The 17994-nt window shown below is 51.6% G+C and carries 12 protein-coding genes and 1 riboswitch; of the genes, 3 read left to right on the plus strand and 9 right to left on the minus strand.

The window, feature by feature from the left end; all coding sequences use genetic code 11:
• Window positions 1–131: 131 nt before the first annotated feature.
• Window positions 132–1001: an NAD(P)-dependent oxidoreductase gene (locus OYT88_RS07250; RefSeq protein ID WP_274398960.1), complete on the minus strand. Its 870-nt coding sequence runs from the start codon at window positions 999–1001 to the stop codon at window positions 132–134.
• 246 nt (window positions 1002–1247) lie between these two features.
• Window positions 1248–2507 (minus strand): glycosyl hydrolase family 18 protein, encoded by a 1260-nt coding sequence (locus tag OYT88_RS07255; RefSeq protein WP_274398962.1) that lies wholly within the window; start codon window positions 2505–2507, stop codon window positions 1248–1250.
• A gap of 346 nt (window positions 2508–2853) precedes the next feature.
• Between OYT88_RS07255 and OYT88_RS07260 the strand changes: the two genes are divergently transcribed.
• Window positions 2854–4041, plus strand: coding sequence for an aminotransferase class I/II-fold pyridoxal phosphate-dependent enzyme (locus OYT88_RS07260; protein WP_274398963.1), 1188 nt, complete (start codon window positions 2854–2856; stop codon window positions 4039–4041).
• Between the two features lie 340 nt (window positions 4042–4381).
• On the opposite strand, the gene OYT88_RS07265 is transcribed toward OYT88_RS07260, so the two are convergent.
• The 4 genes from OYT88_RS07265 to recQ form a co-directional block, all read right to left on the minus strand.
• Window positions 4382–4711 carry a DUF1516 family protein gene (locus OYT88_RS07265; RefSeq protein ID WP_274398964.1) on the minus strand — a complete coding sequence of 110 codons (330 nt, stop codon included), beginning with the start codon at window positions 4709–4711 and terminating at the stop codon, window positions 4382–4384.
• Between the two features lie 579 nt (window positions 4712–5290).
• Window positions 5291–5497 (minus strand): hypothetical protein, encoded by a 207-nt coding sequence (locus OYT88_RS07270; RefSeq protein ID WP_274398966.1) that lies wholly within the window; start codon window positions 5495–5497, stop codon window positions 5291–5293.
• A gap of 314 nt (window positions 5498–5811) precedes the next feature.
• Complete coding sequence (locus OYT88_RS07275; RefSeq protein WP_274398968.1) at window positions 5812–7299, minus strand: amino acid permease; 1488 nt, start codon at window positions 7297–7299, stop codon at window positions 5812–5814.
• A 323-nt stretch (window positions 7300–7622) separates the two neighbouring features.
• Window positions 7623–7803, minus strand: a riboswitch (Lysine riboswitch).
• 83 nt (window positions 7804–7886) lie between these two features.
• Window positions 7887–9692 (minus strand): DNA helicase RecQ, encoded by a 1806-nt coding sequence (gene recQ, locus OYT88_RS07280; protein WP_274398969.1) that lies wholly within the window; start codon window positions 9690–9692, stop codon window positions 7887–7889.
• 381 nt (window positions 9693–10073) lie between these two features.
• Between recQ and OYT88_RS07285 the strand changes: the two genes are divergently transcribed.
• A complete protein-coding gene (locus OYT88_RS07285; RefSeq protein WP_274398971.1) occupies window positions 10074–10538 on the plus strand; it encodes an Hsp20/alpha crystallin family protein in 465 nt (154 codons plus the stop codon).
• A 777-nt stretch (window positions 10539–11315) separates the two neighbouring features.
• Here OYT88_RS07285 and OYT88_RS07290 read toward each other — a convergent pair.
• From OYT88_RS07290 to OYT88_RS07300, 3 genes are all read right to left on the minus strand, one after another.
• The gene (locus tag OYT88_RS07290; RefSeq protein ID WP_274398973.1) at window positions 11316–12488 is read right to left on the minus strand and encodes an aminotransferase A; all 1173 of its coding nucleotides are present in this window, start codon (window positions 12486–12488) and stop codon (window positions 11316–11318) included.
• A 487-nt stretch (window positions 12489–12975) separates the two neighbouring features.
• On the minus strand, window positions 12976–14070 hold the full coding sequence (locus OYT88_RS07295; RefSeq protein WP_274398975.1) for a branched-chain amino acid aminotransferase: 1095 nt from the start codon (window positions 14068–14070) through the stop codon (window positions 12976–12978).
• 1486 nt (window positions 14071–15556) lie between these two features.
• Window positions 15557–16318: an N-acetylmuramoyl-L-alanine amidase gene (locus tag OYT88_RS07300; protein WP_274398976.1), complete on the minus strand. Its 762-nt coding sequence runs from the start codon at window positions 16316–16318 to the stop codon at window positions 15557–15559.
• A gap of 344 nt (window positions 16319–16662) precedes the next feature.
• Here OYT88_RS07300 and OYT88_RS07305 point away from each other — a divergent pair, with 344 nt between their 5' ends.
• Entirely contained in the window at window positions 16663–17910 is a 1248-nt protein-coding gene (locus OYT88_RS07305; protein WP_274398978.1) for an MFS transporter, read from the plus strand.
• The last annotated feature ends 84 nt before the right edge of the window (window positions 17911–17994 follow it).

Below are 17994 nucleotides of genomic sequence, written 5' to 3' on the forward strand. Positions count from 1 at the left end.
CGCCGCTTGTTCCGCTTAATAAAACGCGCGGAGACCGGCTGAAGCCGAAATCAGCAGAACACTTTCAAGGCCGAATGCGGCAGGCAGTCTTTTTTCTTTTCGCTTCATACACCGATTATCGGAAACGCCGCTCATTCTTTCCAATATTTTTTAAAGATTGCCTGGGTACCGCTGTTTTCTTCACCGGCATCGGCAAGTTGTTCATAAATTTTCTTTGAAAGAGCAAGGCCGGGGGTATCCAGTCCCATACTTTCCGCGGAGTCCAGTGCGATTCGTTCATCCTTGATCAGATGTTTGATATAAAAGCCCGGTTCGAAATCGCCCTTCAGCATCCGGCGGCCGAGATTGGAAAGCGACCAGCTGCCGGCCGCTCCGGTTTCGATACTTTCCATCACTTTGTCCGTATTCAGCCCCGCGTGTTTCGCATAAGAAAGTGCTTCGGCGACACCGATCATATTCGAAGCGATGGCAATCTGGTTGGCCATTTTGGTGTGCTGCCCCGATCCCGCTCTGCCCTGATAGACGATCTTTTTCCCCATCGCCCGAAAAACAGGAGCCATTGTTTCGGCATCCTCTTTTTCGCCGCCGATCATGATGGACAAGGTGCCGTTCTGCGCGCCGACATCCCCGCCCGAAACCGGAGCGTCCAATGCGTGCAGCCCTTTCTCTTGCGCCGCCGCGCTGATTTTTTCAGCCAGCTGCGGCGATGACGTCGTCATGTCGATCAGATAAGCACCCGGTTTGGCGTGGTCAAGTATGCCATCATCAAAATAAACGGCTTCGACATCCTGCGGGTAGCCGACCATTGTGATCACAATATCGGCCGTCTCGGCAACAGCGGCCGGATTGGCCTTCCAGACGGCTCCCGCAGCTAAAAGTTCATTTGCTTTGCTCTTTGTCCGGTTATAAACGTAAAGTTTAAAACCGGCCTTCATCAGATTGCGGATCATTCCCCGACCCATGACTCCTGTCCCGATAAAACCGACTGCTTTTTCACTCATGAGCTCCACTCGCTTTCATGCTTTTTCACCATTTCTGCTTCTCTTTCAACGATAGCACGAAAAACGGCTGAATTCACGTAAAGAAAACTTGCCGATCGGCAAGCCTTTAAGCGAAGCATGGAGTTCCGTTGCGGCGGCCATGGACGGCCGGGCGCCGGGCAGGCCGCCGGGATGCCGCGTTTGTTCGGCCTCTGATCGTATCACCTGCTGAAATTTTATACGTTTATAAGACAGCGGACGGGCACCTCAGACTTTTCGGATCTGAAAGAAATGGGTAAAAATCCAAGGATACTGAGGCATGGCAAAATTCAGCTGCCAGCCGCCGATGCCGCCCAGTCTTGCATTATAGGCGATCTGGGCCTTATTAAACAGGCTGCGTGTATCCTCAAACCAGACAACATGATTCTGCCCGTTGTCATCTGTGTAGTAAAAATAGGCTGACTGATCGGCTGCGGAGAAATTAATCGGAATCCGCTCGCTCATTGCGAGCTGGATTGCCGCCTGATTGGTAATCGGCCGCCCGGGATTCTGTCCGGTAAAAGGAATCACCCAGTCATAGCCGTAAAACGGCGTGCCCAGAATAATCTTGTTCCGATCAATCAGAGAGCTCGCATAGCGGACTGTTCCGAGGACATTGGCGATCGGTGCCGTCGGTCCGGGTTCGTTGCCCGCATGGTGCCAGTCATAGGCCATGATGAACATGAAATCGACGACGGCTCCGATCGCTTCATAGTCATAGCCCTTTACCCACGGAACCGTGTCGTCCATTTTCGCCGGCACGGCAATGCTCAGACGGATTCCGGCTGATTGGGTTCTCGCTTTCAGTGCCTGCAGGAATGCAACAAAGGCCTCTCTGTCGTCGGCGAGCACCCCTTCAAAATCGATATTGATCCCGCCATACCCATGCGACGTGGCAAGATTTATCAAGTTGTCGATCAGCCGTGCCTGTACATCGGGAGCATTCAGCATACGCTGTACGAGCGCGGGATTAAAACCCGTCTCCGATAGATTGGTCACCGCCAGGATCGGCGTCACACGCCTGCGCCAGGCTGCCAGAACCGCCGCCCTGTCGTTCATCGGGCTTAAATCGCCGTTCCAGTTAAAATGGGTTTCAAATAAACCTACATAAGTCAGGTAAGGCGCATGGCTTTCAATCAGCGCCTGATCGGCGGCGGGCGTCCGAAGCTGCGTATAGCTGAGAACGGTTGCCGGGCGCCGCTCAATGCCGGGAAGATTCAGTTTCATCCCGGGGCTCAGATTTTCCGGACGAATGCCCGGATTCGCCTGCGTTAATGCGTTCAGCGGTACGAAGGCCGCACGCGATATCGCCCAGAAACTGTCGCCGGGCTGCACAACATAAACATCACTGGTCACGAGCAGCGCCTGGCCGGTGACAATATTTGTCGCCGTCAGACCGTTCACTGTTCTTAATGTGTCAACGGGAATATTAAACCTCTGCCCGATGCCGTACAGAGAATCCCCCGCTTTCACTGTATAGACAAACATAGTCCCATCCTTTCCGCCCTTGTCCCGGGCGCCGCTATTCGCCTCATGATCGATTAGGCGTTTCCCTCTATCCTATTCTCCGCACCTGCGGGTGTGCCTCTTCGGATCAGGCAGCCGTTCCAAATTGACAGAGCAGGAATGAATGGGATAAAATTTTTTCGTCTGTTGCTTTTTCACAGCCCAAGGGGCCAGGGATTCCTGCGCGCAATGGATAATAGATGCAGGACAGCGATCGGCCGGAGCGAAGCCCGATCAAAGCGGCTTGTAAATAAGCGGTGCGTTGTTGCGATTTCTCTTGTTTGGAATAATGTAATAGGAATAACCCGTTGAAATTGGAGGCTTTTTCATGGTTGATTTCATTCCTTCAGAACTCGTCCGGACAATACCCGGCAACTATTTTGCCCGGATCGACCGAATGATTGATGCGTTTGAGAATAAAGGAATTGATCTGATTCATCTGGAAACGGGCAGTCCGGATCAGCCGACTCCGGAGCCTATCGTCCGGGCGCTCGGCCGCGCTGCGCGGCTTCCGGAGAATCAGGGCTATCCGCCGTACGGCGGCAAGCGAAGCGCCAAAGAAGCGATCGCTTCGTTCTATTTGCGGGAATACGGAGTGCCGCTCGATCCCGAGACGGAAATCACGGTTTTTGACGGGGCAACCATTGCCATCGCCGCACTGCCTCAGATTCTGCTGAATCCGGGCGACATCATGATCACGACGGATCCCGGCTATCCGATGTATTTTTCCTGTCCGTCGCTTGCAGGCGCCGACGTCTACGGCATTCCGGTACGCGCTGAAAATAACTTTCTGCCGGATTACCGGACGATTCCGGATCAGATTCTGGAAAAAGCCCGGCTGCTGATGCTGAACTATCCGAATAACCCGACAGGCGCCGTAGCGACGGAACAATTTTTTGCCGACACCCTTTCTTTCGCCCGGGCGTACCATCTGCCCGTCGTCCATGACTTCGCTTATGCCGCCTTCGGATTTGACGGCGTGCGCCCCCGCAGTTTCCTGCAGACGCCGGGCGCAAAAGAACAGGGCATTGAAGTCTGCACGATGTCCAAGACCTATAACATGGCCGGCTGGCGCTTCGGATTCGCCGCCGGGAACGCTTCAATCATCCGGGCATTCAATCGTTTTCATGAAATGGCACACAGCGACGTGTTCGGTGCGGTACAGGATGCCGCATCGGCTGCGCTGCTCGGTCCCCAGGACTCCGTCCGCGACCTGTGCGTACGCTACGAACGGCGCCGGAACGTCCTTGTCGAAAGCCTGCGCGCGATCGGCTGGAATGTTCAGGCACCAAAGGGCTCTTTTTTCTGCTGGTTCAGAATACCGGACGGGTATACTTCGGAGACGTTCGTCCGCGCACTGCTGGAAAGAGCACATGTTGCCATGGCACCGGGGATCGGATTCGGAAGCCATGGAGATCTGTTTGTGCGTGCGGGACTGCTGGAACCCGAAGGCCGCCTGCGCGAAGCCGCAAAAAGGATTCAGGCTTCCGGCATCCTGCAGGCAACGAACGTATAACAAAACAATGTCTGCCGGCCGATCAGGCTGTTCCGATTTGATCCGTTAAAAGGGGCCGATTCCAAAAACCTTGTAAAATTCAAGATCCGAGTTTATTAAACAATTTCTTTCCGGATCTTTCGTGAAAGCCTCCCTCCTGTCAAAAAGTCCTCCGTTTCTTCTTCAAAAGGCTGTCGACCGATGGCAGGACGAAGCCAATTAAGGACTTTCGCGGACTCTTACAAATAATCGGCAAAAATTTTAAGACTCCGGAACAAAAATCGACAGGTTCAGATGAGCCTGTCGATTTCTTATTTTCGGGCGGCCCTTTGACACGCCACTTCATGGCCGCAGCCATTATTTAGAATACTCCATAACCGATCAGCAGAATTACGATTAAAATAACGATGATCAGAAGCCACATAAAGAAAGTGGGTTCTTTTCTTTTGCGCCTGGCGAGCGTCATTTCCATTATGCCGATCAGGATCAGCGCAAGAATACCCTTTAAAATAAACAGCCATGGGAAGCCCTTCAACGCAAGCATCCACACGCCGGTCACGATCATCACAAGATAGGCCAGCCTCAGGCCGATTTTCCATCCGCGCTGCCGATAGAACGCGAAACCGAGAATAAACAGCAACACCATGATCCCCCACATGCCGCTATGTGTTTGTACTAAAAAGTGGAACAATGACAGCCCCTCCCGTTGTTTTTCCGTTAAAAAACGGACCGCTCTTTTCTATTTCACTGTCCAGTTTATCACGGAAAGCGCCCAGACTCACAATCCGCGACCTGAAGGTTTCTGCAGACCTAAATAAATCCGCCGGTCGATGTGCGGCCAGAAGCGGGGGAGTGCTCCTATCCGAAAAACGATGAGCCGTTATAAGCAATGCTTCATTGGCTGCCGGAACAAAGCCTGCCGCTACCGAGCGGACCGCCGCAATACCCGGTGCCGAAGTCGGGTGCACCCGCTGAGGACGATAAAATCGAACGGCGCATCGTCAGCTGTTTATTATAAATTTATATAGTCCCATCCAGGTCGGCAAACAGCATCCCAAAGTGCCAAGCGGCCGTTCAGGATGATCTCCGTTGCTGTTGAAAGGAGGAAATGCCTGGTGAAATATATCTTATAATTCCAATTATTCGCACTTATTAATTCTTTAGCTGTCACAGTCGACTTTCCGCATTTTTCTGACGATGACTGGTGCTATTCTGCAACCTCAATCCGGGTTCTATTTGGATATCAACCGGATTCAGGGTGAGTCCGGCGTCATTTGGGCACGACCGATAAATCAGGTACATTGACCGATAATATTGCCGCGATGACCGATAAAATCGCTGCATTGACCGATAAAGCGGGTACGGCGACCGATAAAATCGCTGCATTGACCGATAAAGCGAGCACGGCGACCGATAAACTCCCGGCAATGACCGATAAGCCCGGTGTGTCGACCGATAATCGATGACCCGGATACAACGGCCGACAAACCCTCCTGAAACAGGGCCGTTTAACATTTTGGTGCGAATTTTCGGATTTCGGTATGACTATCGTTGATTTTAGCATTTACCGACGCTTTTCGGCACGATTCATACGAATGTACAATGGACGGAAGAAAAATATCGGGCACTTCCGCAATTCAGCACCCGGCCGCGTGTGATATCGTCCTTCAGAAAGAGCATATCGTCCCTCGTTGCTGTCCGGAAGAATACAGATCCCTTCCAGAAGAGCGGATGACGCATTCACGCTGCGATCGGCGCTTCCATAAGTCGGCCGTATTTCGTCCCATCCGTTTATTCGGCATAGTGTTTCTGCGAGATATCGCACTTTTCAAGGGGAATCAATTTCGCCTTCATCTTCCATTTGGCAATCAGCCAGACGGCCAGAAAGACGGGAATGCCGACGTAGGAAGCAATCAGGTTGCCCCAGTCGATCCTTCCGCCCGAAAAGGCGTTCATGCTTTGACCGATGACGACGATCATGCAGACGGCAAAGGCAAACAGGGGGCCGAATGGAAACCACTTCGCACGATAAGGCAGATTTTCAAGTTTTCCTCCCTGAGCGGAATAGGCCCGGCGAAAGCGCCAATGACTGACGGCAATGCCGAGCCAGGCAATGAATCCGCACATGCCCGAAGCACTGAGCAGCCAGTTATAGACGATACCGTCGCCAAAACCCGATGCCAGAAAAGCGAGAAAGCCGAATGCCGCCGTTATGATCAGCGACCAGAGCGGAATACCGTTTTTCGTGACAAAGCCGAGAAGCCTGGGTGCCTTGCCCTTTCTTGCAAGCGCATAAAGAATCCGCGTCGAAGCATACAGCCCGGAGTTGCCGGCCGAAAGCACCGCAGTTAAAATCACGGCATTCATGACAGAAGCCGCGACCGCAAGACCGGCCTTCTGAAACACCAGTGTAAACGGACTGACCATGATCGTGTCAGTAATCGACAAATTGTGATTGGTGTAAGGTATGATCATGCCGATGATAAAAATGGCCAGGATGTAGAACAGCAGGATCCGCCAAAATATTGTTTTCATGGCCTTCGGTACATTTTTCTCCGGATGCGTGCTTTCGCCGGCGCTGACGCCAAGCAGCTCCGTGCCCTGGAATGAATAGCCGGCCGCCAGAAAAACGCCGAACGTCGCCAGAAAGCCTCCGTGGAAGGGGGCGTCGCCGATCGTAAAATTTCGGAAACCGGGCACGCCGCCGCCGATAATCCCGACAATCATCAGAAGGCCGAGAGCGATAAAGATAATGACCGTCGCAATTTTAATAAAAGCAAACCAATATTCCGATTCGCCGTACCCTTTTACAGACAGGGCATTCAGTAAAAAAATAATCAGCAAAAACAGGCCGCTCCAGAGTATCGACGGGCTGTCCGGGAACCAGAATTTCATGATCAGCGTTGCCGCGGACAGTTCGCTGGCGATGGTGATGGCCCAGTTATACCAGTAGTTCCAGCCGAGCGCAAAGCCGAATGACGGGTCAACGAATCGCGCTGCATAGGTGCTGAACGAACCGCTCGTCGGCATAAAGGCGGCGAGTTCGCCGAGGCTTGTCATCAGAAAATAGACCATGATGCCGATGATGCCGTAAGCAAGCAGGGCCCCGCCCGGTCCCGCCTGATAGATCGAGTTCCCGCTTGCCAGAAACAGCCCCGTGCCAATCGCTCCGCCGAGCGCAATCATCGTCAGATGGCGTGATTTCAGACCGCGCTTTAATGTTCTGGGCTTTTTTGTCGCTTCTTCATACTGCATGCTTCTTCCAATCTTCTGCTGCATCTTTCTTTTTCTCCCCTTTTTCTGTTCGTTCTCTCGGGAGACAGATGAAGAAAATAAAAACCGCCGGAAGCGCATCGTGCTTACGACGGACGAAATGTATCATACATGGGAGGATCGTTAAAAAAGCGGAACATACCGGCGGCGCCTGTCCGACTCGCGTCATTCACGGACCCGCACGGATACGGCTGCCGATCCCGGAAAGAATTTCTCACAACCTTACCGGTATCTATGCGATACTTTTTCAACTGACACTCAAAACGTGTGACTTTCCGAGCGGCGGCATGTTTCCATACAGCCTTCTCTTACTCTCTCCATCCATGTCTTCCGTCGATAGCACATCACATGTGTTTTCATGTGACAGTCCCGCCCCTCTTCGGATGCGGGCCCAGCACGCCCGTTAAGGCAACGGGCGCACTTCGGCGATGTTTCCTTTCACGCACAGTCAAGCGGCTTCCTTATGCCTTCCATACGCTAGTCTTAAACACCGCAACCTCTACCTCCTCTGGTCCATGCGAGGAGATCGGCCTTAAATACCAACAGTCATTGTACCCTTTATAGAACCCTTTTGCAATCGTCAATTCTTGTCTTCATTCGTTCGGAGAAACGGATGCCTTCATGCTGCCCCGCTCCGCTTCATACTGTGCTATCGTTTTCATGAATACGCGTCCGTATTTTTCCAGTTTTTGCTGTCCGACCCCTTTTATCATCAGGAATTCCCGGTCTTCCGCAGGCAGCTTCGCGCTCATTTCGCGGAGCGATTGATCAGAAAAGATAATATAGGGCGGCACGTACTCTTTCTGTGCGAGCTGCTTCCGCACGTTTTTCAACCGTTCAAACAGTTCATTATGAACTTCAAGCTGCACGGCCCGCACCGCACCCTTTTTCAGCACGTGTGTCTCTCCTTTTAGCACCGGCAGCGACCGGGCAGTCAGTGCCAGAGTCGGATAGGCGCCGCCCTGCTGGGCCAAATACTGCTCGGCGGTCAGAAAATCGATAAATTCGCCGATTCGCCGCTGTGTCAAATCTTTCATAATACCGTAAGTCGGCAGGGTATTCAGTTTATATTGAATGATTTTCTGATCGGCCGCCCCGGCAAGCACCTTAGTCACCATCGTTTTCCCGTAACGCTCGCGCAGCCGTTTAACACAGGAAAGCACTTTCTGTGCCGCCGTCGTGACATCCGTTTTTTCGCGGGTATCGAGACAGTTGCCGCAGTGACGGCACGGCTCGGAATTCTGTTCTCCGAAATAGCGGAGAATATAAGCCTGCAGGCAGGACTCCGTGTGGCAGTATCCGACCATCTGTTCAAGCTTATGATATTCCTCATTTTTCAGCGCATCGTCCATTTCCGATTGTTCGATAAAAAATTTCTGAAGCCGGATATCCTGCGGCGAAAAAAGCAGGATGCAGTCGCTTTTTTCACCGTCGCGCCCCGCTCTGCCCGCCTCCTGATAATAAGCCTCAATATTGCGGGGCATATTGTAATGAATCACATAGCGGACATTCGACTTGTTAATACCCATGCCGAAAGCGTTCGTCGCCACCAGCACCGATAAATCGTCATAGAGAAAATGCTCCTGGCCGGCCGCACGTTCTGCCTCGGAGAGACCCGCATGATATTTTCCGGCCGCGAATCCGTCTGTTGTCAGTCTGTCGCAGAGCCGATCCACTTCTTTGCGCGTCGCAGCATAAATAATGCCCGGCTGATCGCGATTCTTTTTTAGATAATCCCGCAAAAAAGCATCCGGATTCTGGCCGCGGATCACTTGAAAATTAAGGTTGTCGCGGGCAAATCCGGTGATGACGACGTGGGTCTGCGGAATATGGAGCAGCCGGCAGATATCGGCCGTAACACGCGGAGTGGCCGTTGCCGTCAGAGCGGCGACGGCAGGCTTGCGCGGGAAGCGGGCAATCATATCCGCAATCAGGCGGTAGCTCGGCCGAAAATCATGGCCCCACTGCGAGATACAATGGGCCTCGTCAACGGCGACAAGCGAGACGTTCATCTTCTCAAGTGCCTGCTGGAAAGCCGGAACCTCCAGACGTTCCGGAGCCACATACACCAGCCTGTAACGGCCGGCGGCTGCCTGGTTCAGCCGCCTTTTGCCGTCGCCGAAAGAAAGCGAGCTGTTAATAAACGTCGCCGCAATCCCTGCATTCTCCAGAGCATCGACTTGATCCTTCATCAGCGAGATCAGCGGGGAAATCACCAGCGTCGTCCCCGGGAGAAGCAGGGACGGTATCTGATAACAGAGCGATTTCCCGCCTCCCGTCGGCATGATGCCGACCGTATCTTTGCCGGACAGCAGAGACGAAATAATCTCACCCTGGCCCTTGCGCAATTCATCATAACCGAAATATTGTTTCAATACTTTGTGGACAGCGTCCTGCATCAATGAAACCACCTTTTTCCGGCCTTTGCATGCCGCGAAAATACTAGTTTCATTTTATCACAGGATCCGCCCAATCCGGCCAAGTTTCGTTTTTCTGCCTGAACGTAAAATGTCCGGCACCGGCCGATTTCAGGCGCCTCTTCTGGCCGTCGACGGGATGCAGCGGCCGCCGCTGCCATTCAGAATCGACCGGCTTTGAGCGATTCTATCGATCTTTTCACGATCGGCCGCCGCGCCTGATCGTGAAAAGGCTCAACAAACCGGACCGTTGTTTCCCAAAAATCAGAAGCCCGGCGAAAGCGTCCGCTATCCGTCCGAACCATTCATATAATTTCTCATATGCTGAAGTAGATTGGTTTTATGAAGGGAGAATTGATAATTATGGATCAGAAAGATCATCAGGATCCCCGATTGCCGATAAGACGAAATCTGATGGATGAGATCGATACCTTTTTTCAGCAGGATCCTTTTCGCGGTATTTTAAAATCGATTGACGACTTTTTTGAAAAGCATTCGTTTTTCGCCGGATTCTCCGTCCGCCAGTACGAATCCGGGGATGAATGGATTGTCGAGGCCGAACTTCCCGGTGTGAAACAGGAAAACATTCATATTGAACTGTTGGGAGACCGGATCCGGATTGCGATAGAAAACGATGTCTCAATGGAAACGAAGAACGAAGAAAAAAGCATCCAGACACACGAAAGACGGTTTGAGCGGGCTGAACGTCTGATCGTCCTTCCGTATACCATTGACCGGTCGCGCACCCGTGCCTCATTTTCAAACGGAATATTGAAAATTCACGGGCCGAAACATCCGAAAGCCATCGACACACTGGCGATCGAGTGAGAAAAGAAGGGCGCCGCATCAGCCGATTTTTCGACGATGAGACGTCCCTTTTTATTCTTTCTATTGCCCACCCTTTGAACAATCAAAGATTGGAGTGCCTGCCTAATCCATGACAGCGTCAGGATAGCCTTTTCTTTTTTCCTCTTGCCATCAGGCCGGCAGACTGTGTCCCAAGGTATCGATAACAAACCGGCCCTTCAGGATGGGCGTTCCATCACTGTTGAAATGTCCGTTAAAATTTCTTTCTTCCGTTCCGATTATTTGCACTTACTAGGCCGTTATGGGTGATTTCCCATGTTGATATTTTGCTGTTTACCAACGATATGCCGGCAGTTACGGGTGATGCTTTGCAACTTACCGGTGCTTTTCCAATGCCTGCGGACAATTTTCGGCATGATTCACATGAATAGACGGCAGACGGAAGAAAAGTGTCGGACATTTTCGGCATTTAACACCCGTCCGCGAATGATATCACCTGTCAGAGAAGTATTATCGCCGTTCACATCGCCTTTCAGAAGACAATACCCGTTCTCCGGAAGAGCACACGATGGCACGCATCTGGAGGGATGTTCAGCCCGACAAAATGTCTCGCGCTGATTCAGCCGGTTCAGTTGAGCCGGCAAAACTGAGTACCCGGCAACACAGAAAAATGGTAAAGTCGCTTTGATCCTGGAATGCCTTATTTTTTCAGCGGTGTCATTTCCGGCGCTCTGCCTCATTTAATCAAAGCCCGACATAAACAGCGATGCGGGTACAGCCGGTTATTTCTTTTTCTCCCTATCGGCTTAATGATCCGTTCAGGCCGCCGACAAACCTTTCAAGCCGGTCGAGCCCTTCCTTGAGGACTTCCGGTGAATAGGCGTAGGACAGGCGCAGATAGCCTTCGCCGTATGAAGAAAAGGCACTGCCGGGCACTGCCGCCAGCCGCTCCTTTTCAAGCAGATGCAGCGCGAAGTCTTCAGACGTCATGCCGAATTTTTTAATCGACGGGAATACATAAAATGCACCCGACGGACGGACCGCCTCAATGCCCATCTTTTCAAGCCGGCCGAGCACGTAATCGAGCCGCTGCCTATAAGCCTTTCTCATCGGCGCCGCGTCGTCCTTCCCAGCAGTCAGCGCTTCGATCGCCGCATACTGGGTAATGCTGGTGATGCAGGAAATTCCGTATTGATGGACCTTAATCAGCTGTTCGGCAATCGGCCGGTCGGCAAGCACATAGCCCATCCGCCAGCCCGTCATCGCGTGCGATTTCGACAGTCCGTTGATTACGAGAGCCGCCTTTTTCATTCCCGGAAAAGAAGCAATGGAAACGTGCTTCCGTCCGTACGTGAGTTCGCTGTAAATTTCATCGGAGACAACAAAAATGTCCCGATCCCGAAGCAGATCGGCAATGGCGGCCAGTTCATCGGCGGACAGCACGCAGCCTGTCGGATTGGAAGGATACGGCAGAATAACCGCCTTCGTCCGTTCGTTCAACCGGCCGGCAATCTGATCCGCCGTCATCTTAAAGCCGGTTCCGGTCGTATCAATATAGACGGGAACGCCGCCGGCGAGCCTGATCGGCGCCGCGTAACCAGGATAGGCCGGTCCGGGCAGAATGACTTCGTCCCCTTGCTCGAGAATGGTTCGGAAGGAGAGATCGAGCGCCTCACTGGCACCGACCGTAGTGATGATTTCCGTTTCCGGGTCGTAGTAAAGATTGTATTTTTCAGCGACATATCCGGAAACGGCCTGCCGCAGCCCGAGAAGTCCGGCATTCGCTGTATAGACCGTGTGATTATGATCAATCGCCGCCTTCCCGGCCTCTTTAATATGCTCCGGCGTCGGAAAATCAGGCTGACCGATCGTCAGTGAAACCGCCCCCGGATAGTCTTTGACTTTATTAAAAAAACGACGGATGCCGCTGATCTGAATCGAGTGGACACGTCCGTTCACTCTGCTTTCCATATTTCTCATCCCTTCGGAGCGTCGATAGCCCTGCCGTTCACCGGCCAAAAGCCCTTTTATAGTTCCGGCTATTCACACATATTGATTTCAGGTCGTTGACTGTTGATTCTTTGCGTTTTGCTGTTGATTTTGCACACTCGCTTCCGAAATTCTGAAGTCTACCAATGATAAACGGCCATTTACCCGTGATATACCGGCGTTGGCCGACGATTTTCGGCACGATTCATATAAATATGCAGCAGGCGGAAGAAAAGCAGCCGGTACTTCCGGAATGACCACCCGTCTGCCCCTCATACGCCCTCCAGAGGAGAATTCCGCCACGGGCACCGGCAGACTGCCCTCTTTATTCCACTGTGTACCAATAGATGATAGCTTCTTTCACGCCACGGCCGCGGTACATGCCGAGGAGACCTCTATTTAGATTATTTCGCATGAAATGAACAAAGCCTCTGCATGCCGCGCGCAAAGGCTTTGTTTTTCAGGCTCATCAGTCAGTCATCGCTGCTTCTTCAACAGTGACTTCCCGTGTCCAGCCAAGCTCATCCTTCAGACGGCCCGACTGAATTCCGGTCAGCGTCTCGTAAAGCTTCTTGGCGATCGGGCCGATCTCACCCTTTCCAATCTTGATGAGACGATCCTCCCATTTCAGGAAGCCGACCGGAGAGATCACGGCTGCCGTTCCTGTCCCGAAGACTTCTTCGAGCTTCTGCTTTTCCGCCTTTTTAAACAGCTTTTTAACCGAAATTCTCTTCTCTTTGACGGGAACATCCCAATACCGCAGCAGCCGAATGACTGAGTCGCGCGTCACACCCGGAAGGATACTCCCGTTCAGGGCAGGCGTCCAGACTTCGCCCTCAACTTTAAAGAAAATATTCATGCTGCCGACTTCCTCAACATATTTGTGTTCCACGCCGTCAAGCCACAGTACCTGATCGAAGCCGAGCTCTCCGGCTTTCGACTGTGCCTTCAGGCTTGCCGCGTAGTTTCCGCTCGTTTTGGCAAACCCGACTCCGCCTCTCACCGCTCGTACATATTCATCTTCCACATAAATCCTGACAGGGCTAACCGCATCGCCGAAATAGGAAGCGACCGGCGACAGGATAACAAATAACTTATACGATTCGGCGGGATGAACGCCGAGAAACGGTTCGGTCCCGATGATAAACGGACGGATATAAAGGGACTGTCCGGGTTTTGAAGGAATCCAGTCCCTTTCGACGGCGACAAGTTTCATGATCGCCTCAATCACGAATGCCTCATCGATTGCCGGAATATTCAGGCGGGCGCACGATTGGTTCATCCGTTTCATATTCATTTCCGGCCGGAAAAGCAGAATGCGCCCGTCTTCGGCCCGATAGGCCTTCATCCCTTCGAAAACTTCCTGACCGTAATGAAAGATTGTTGCGGCGGGTTCAAGCGCAATCGGGCCATAAGGAACAATCCGGGCATCGTGCCATCCTTCGGCCGCAGTATAGTCCATCTCAAACATGTAATCTGTAAAATGCTTTCCGAAACCGAGATTTTCCGGATCCGGCTTAACCTTCAGCCGATCCGCTTTCTGAAACGCAATCTGCTGCCCCATGATTCTTTTTCCTCCCTGATAAATCTTTTTAGTTAATTATATCAATATGGAGGAAAAATCGCTATATCGCGTCGTGAGCTGCCGCTTTCCTCCGAGTGGTCGCCCAGACCCGGAAAAGGCCTGCTGCGCGGACCCGTCCCATGATCCGAAATACACAGGCGGGCGCTTCTTTCAGGCCCTGTCAAAAAGGTTTGTTTTTTCCAGATTCTGAATAAATGATTCCGTCCACTGGGAGCAGGCTGCCGTTCTTCGTGCATGTACGTCGGACGGTATACATTTAAAATAAATTAATATGAGTCTCTCTTTAGCTTATTGTCCTGCTGTGCCATTAAATGATGATCGGCTTTTCCTGAGGCCATCTTTTGAAAGACAGATGGCGTTTTCACAGTCGATAAACTTCTGTCACGGCTGATGATAGATCGGGGTACCTGCTGAAAATCGATTAAGCACCGTCGACGACCGAAAAACAGCTACTAACGGTCGATCATGGACTGAAATCCGATCCATACAACCGGGCCGCTGGCCAGTATCGGTCCGAAAATCTTTGCCCTGAAGAATTTGCTAATCGACCTGAAGCAGCGGGCTATCGCTCTAAAATGATCTCGATTCGCCCTGTTCCGGCAAAGTATCGCCCCAGCAAGAGTTTATCACCCCGAAAAAAGAATGAATCGACCTGAAGCAGCGAGCTATCGCCCTAAAATGATCTCGATTCTCCCTGTTCCGGCAAAGTATCGCCCCGAAAAAAGAATGAATCGCCCTAAAGCAGCGAGCTATCGCTCTAAAATGATCTCGATTCGCCCTGTTCCGGCAAAGTATCACCCCGAAAAAAGAATGAATCGACCTAAAACAGCGAGCTATCGCCCTAAAATAATCTCGATTCGCCCTGTTCCGGCAAAGTATCGCCCCAGCAAGAGTTTATCACCCCGAAAAAAGAATGAATCGACCTGAAGCAGCGAGCTATCGCTCTAAAATGATCTCGATTCGCCCTGTTCCGGCAAAGTATCGCCCCGGCAAGAGTTTGACGACTGAACTCCCTGCAACAATTGATTAAATCAATCAGGTACATTCCGATTATCCGCACTAATTGATTCCAGTCCGTTTATTGTTGATACGCCGGCATTTTCCTGGCGGTCTTCGCCACGATTCACAGAAATTCGCGGCGGGCCGAAGAGAAAGATCGGGTGTTTCCGCCAGGTAACGCCTGTCCGTACCGGATATCTCTCTTTTTTCGAAGGAATAAACCGCCGTCCGCCTGAGCATTCAAAAGAATAGACTGGCGCCCATGCAAGCGATCGTCTTCTGGAAAAATCGACGGCGTTTCCACGCCGCGGTCCGAAAGGATACATGAATGGAGGGGACGCCCATTTAAATTAATTTTTTGTTCGGTCAGAGAAGGGGGAAAGAAGATTTTCCCGCTTTCGATCAGTTGCCTGTCCGGTTTGCCCGAATTTTCGGGCTTTATTTTAGAAAAAAAAGGATGTCTTTACTATAAAATTTTTTCTACATAATTTTCATTGGCGGTCAAATAGTTGCCATTATTCAATGCGTACATTTTTGATTGGTTAACGGTTAATGTGCGGACGACGGCAAACACTTGTCCTTTATGCACAAGGCCGTTCCTTGCCGACCAGTCGGGCCGGCCATAGTAATAAAGATCCCGGGCCCGTACCCTTACCAGAAAACGCCCCGCTTGATCGGTGCCTTTTTTCTTCTTCAGTCCGAATGCGGCGGCCAGGCCGTTCACATGGCCGCGGGCAATTTCCCCGATGAACATCTCAGATCGCAGCTTTGTATTATCCGCCCGCGTCTCAATGGACCCGTTCTTTGTCATCACGGCCGGCATCCCGCTCTTCATCAGTTCGGAAAAATCTGCCTTTCCTTTTCCTCTGTCCGCCCAGCCGGTCGCTCGGAGAACTGCCCGATGAATAGCCGACCGGTATGTTTCCACACCATTTCCCGCTTTCGTAAAAATACAGTCTTCAAAACCCGTCCCGTCTCCGGCATCGACATGAAGGCTGAGAAAGAAATCGGCGCCCCACAAATTGGCCGCACGCACGCGCTCCTCCACTGAAACTTCCGTGTCGTTTTCCCTGCTCATTCTTACGTTTACATCCGTATATTCCCGCTCGATGATTTCCCGGATCCGGTCGGCAATCAAAAGGGTCACCTGTTTTTCCGTTAATCCGTATGCGGAAGCGCCGCGATCCTTGCCGCCGTGCCCCGGATCCAGATAGAGTTTGAATGTCATCAGACCAAGTCCTCTCTCAAACCATAATAGGATTTTTCTTTTCATTTTATTATAAAAAGTCTTTTTTGCTTGTACCTCTGCACATCACTCCGCAACCCGTTTTTTATAGAGGGAAGGGTTTTAAAATGTCCGGATGAAGTTCGATCCAGGCCCCTGTTTTCTGCGGATGCACGGTCCCGGAAACTATTTAAAAAACGTCCGAAAAATATCTTTAATCGGGTGGGCAATCCTGCTACAATGTACTGAGTTGTGATTTAAAAAATGTGTGAGCGGACAGATGTTCTTCACGTCTTCTTTACTTTTTTCATTTATCCATTTTCAATCCGTCCTAAAAGGAGTGGCTTATGCGTCAATTTACTTTAGCGTCATGCGCCTTGTATTTTCTGACCGGACTGACTGCTATTTCCATCGGATCCGTACTGCCTCAGCTGCTGGCGTATTACAAAGTCTCGTACACAATCGGCGGGCAGCTGATTTTTATTGGCGCTATGGGCTTTCTCGCCGGAGTGCTCGTTTCTTCCTATTTGAATAACCGATTCCGGCCGAAACCTTTGCTGACCGTCTCGTCTCTGATTATCGCAGGGGCTCAGCTCGGCATTTTGCTCCTCCCTCCCATTCCGCTGTTCATGGCGTTCTATTTCATAAACAGTATGGGGCAGGCCGCCATCGGCGTCGTTGTCGCCACCATGATCATTGAAGTCTTTATCGGCAGGCAGGCCGTTGCCATGAGCTATCTCGAAGTATCGTTCGGTCTCGGCGCGTTTACAATGCCGATCATGGCCAGCCTGTTCATCGCGCTGAATATATGGCGCTATCTGTTCGTTGTAACATCTGTACTTGCCCTCATTCTGGCCGTCGTTTGGACACAGATCTCCTTTTCAAAAAAAACCGCTGTGCCGTCGGAACGGCTGGATGCTTCCGGCCTTGCGGAATCCGGGCCGCTGCGGATGGGCCGAAAATGGATTATGCTCGGGCTGTTTGCCCTGATTGTTTTTCTGTATGGAGGGCTTGAAGGCAGCCTGAACAACTTTCTGTCATCGATTTTTATGAACTATCTGGATGTCGTGGCGTACGACGCGTCAATCAGCATCGGCATCTTTTGGGCGGCGATGGTCGTCGGACGGGCATTAACCGGAGTGATCATACGCAGAGTTGCCTATAATATTTATTTGCTGATCAATATCTGCGGAGCGCTTCTTTCGCTGATTCTGTTCATCATTCTGAAGAATGCGCCGATGGGCTACTTTTTTGTCACGACGCTCGGCCTGATGATGTCCGGCCTTTATTCGATTACGCTCGTTTATGCCAACTATTCGATTCCGGACAGCGCCCATCTGGTCACACCGGTCATTTCCGGCCTCTCCGGTCTCGGATCGGCTGTTTTCCCCGCATTTACCGGCTTCTCGATCGACCATGCCGGTATGCCGGCGACGTTATGGTCGATCACCGGTATTGCCGCCTCCTACCTGATCTTTTTGCTTGTCATCGGCCGTACCCGCGGAGACGGTCCGCGCATTTTTCATAGATTTCCGAGAAGGGGGCATGCCAAACTTGTTTTTTCCCCCCGGGGATCAAGGTTTAATAAATCATAAAACAGTGAGAAAAACGAACAGCGCGTGTTTTGACGCCAAGGACTCATGATTCCGGCCTGCAGCCGGAATTTTTTTGCATGCATT

It is taken from the genome of Sporolactobacillus sp. CQH2019, assembly GCF_028765345.1.
Classification (GTDB): domain Bacteria; phylum Bacillota; class Bacilli; order Bacillales; family Sporolactobacillaceae; genus Sporolactobacillus.

Bases quoted from the DNA above. Each gene is read 5' to 3' on its own strand.
- OYT88_RS07250 (WP_274398960.1), bottom strand. From the start codon at position 1,001: ATGAGTGAAAAAGCAGTCGGTTTTATCGGGACAGGAGTCATGGGTCGG.
- OYT88_RS07255 (WP_274398962.1), bottom strand. From the start codon at position 2,507: ATGTTTGTCTATACAGTGAAAGCGGGGGATTCTCTGTACGGCATCGGG.
- OYT88_RS07260 (WP_274398963.1), top strand. From the start codon at position 2,854: ATGGTTGATTTCATTCCTTCAGAACTCGTCCGGACAATACCCGGCAAC.
- OYT88_RS07275 (WP_274398968.1), bottom strand. From the start codon at position 7,299: ATGCAGCAGAAGATTGGAAGAAGCATGCAGTATGAAGAAGCGACAAAA.
- recQ (WP_274398969.1), bottom strand. From the start codon at position 9,692: ATGCAGGACGCTGTCCACAAAGTATTGAAACAATATTTCGGTTATGAT.
- OYT88_RS07285 (WP_274398971.1), top strand. From the start codon at position 10,074: ATGGATCAGAAAGATCATCAGGATCCCCGATTGCCGATAAGACGAAAT.
- OYT88_RS07290 (WP_274398973.1), bottom strand. From the start codon at position 12,488: ATGGAAAGCAGAGTGAACGGACGTGTCCACTCGATTCAGATCAGCGGC.
- OYT88_RS07295 (WP_274398975.1), bottom strand. From the start codon at position 14,070: ATGGGGCAGCAGATTGCGTTTCAGAAAGCGGATCGGCTGAAGGTTAAG.
- OYT88_RS07300 (WP_274398976.1), bottom strand. From the start codon at position 16,318: ATGACATTCAAACTCTATCTGGATCCGGGGCACGGCGGCAAGGATCGC.
- OYT88_RS07305 (WP_274398978.1), top strand. From the start codon at position 16,663: ATGCGTCAATTTACTTTAGCGTCATGCGCCTTGTATTTTCTGACCGGA.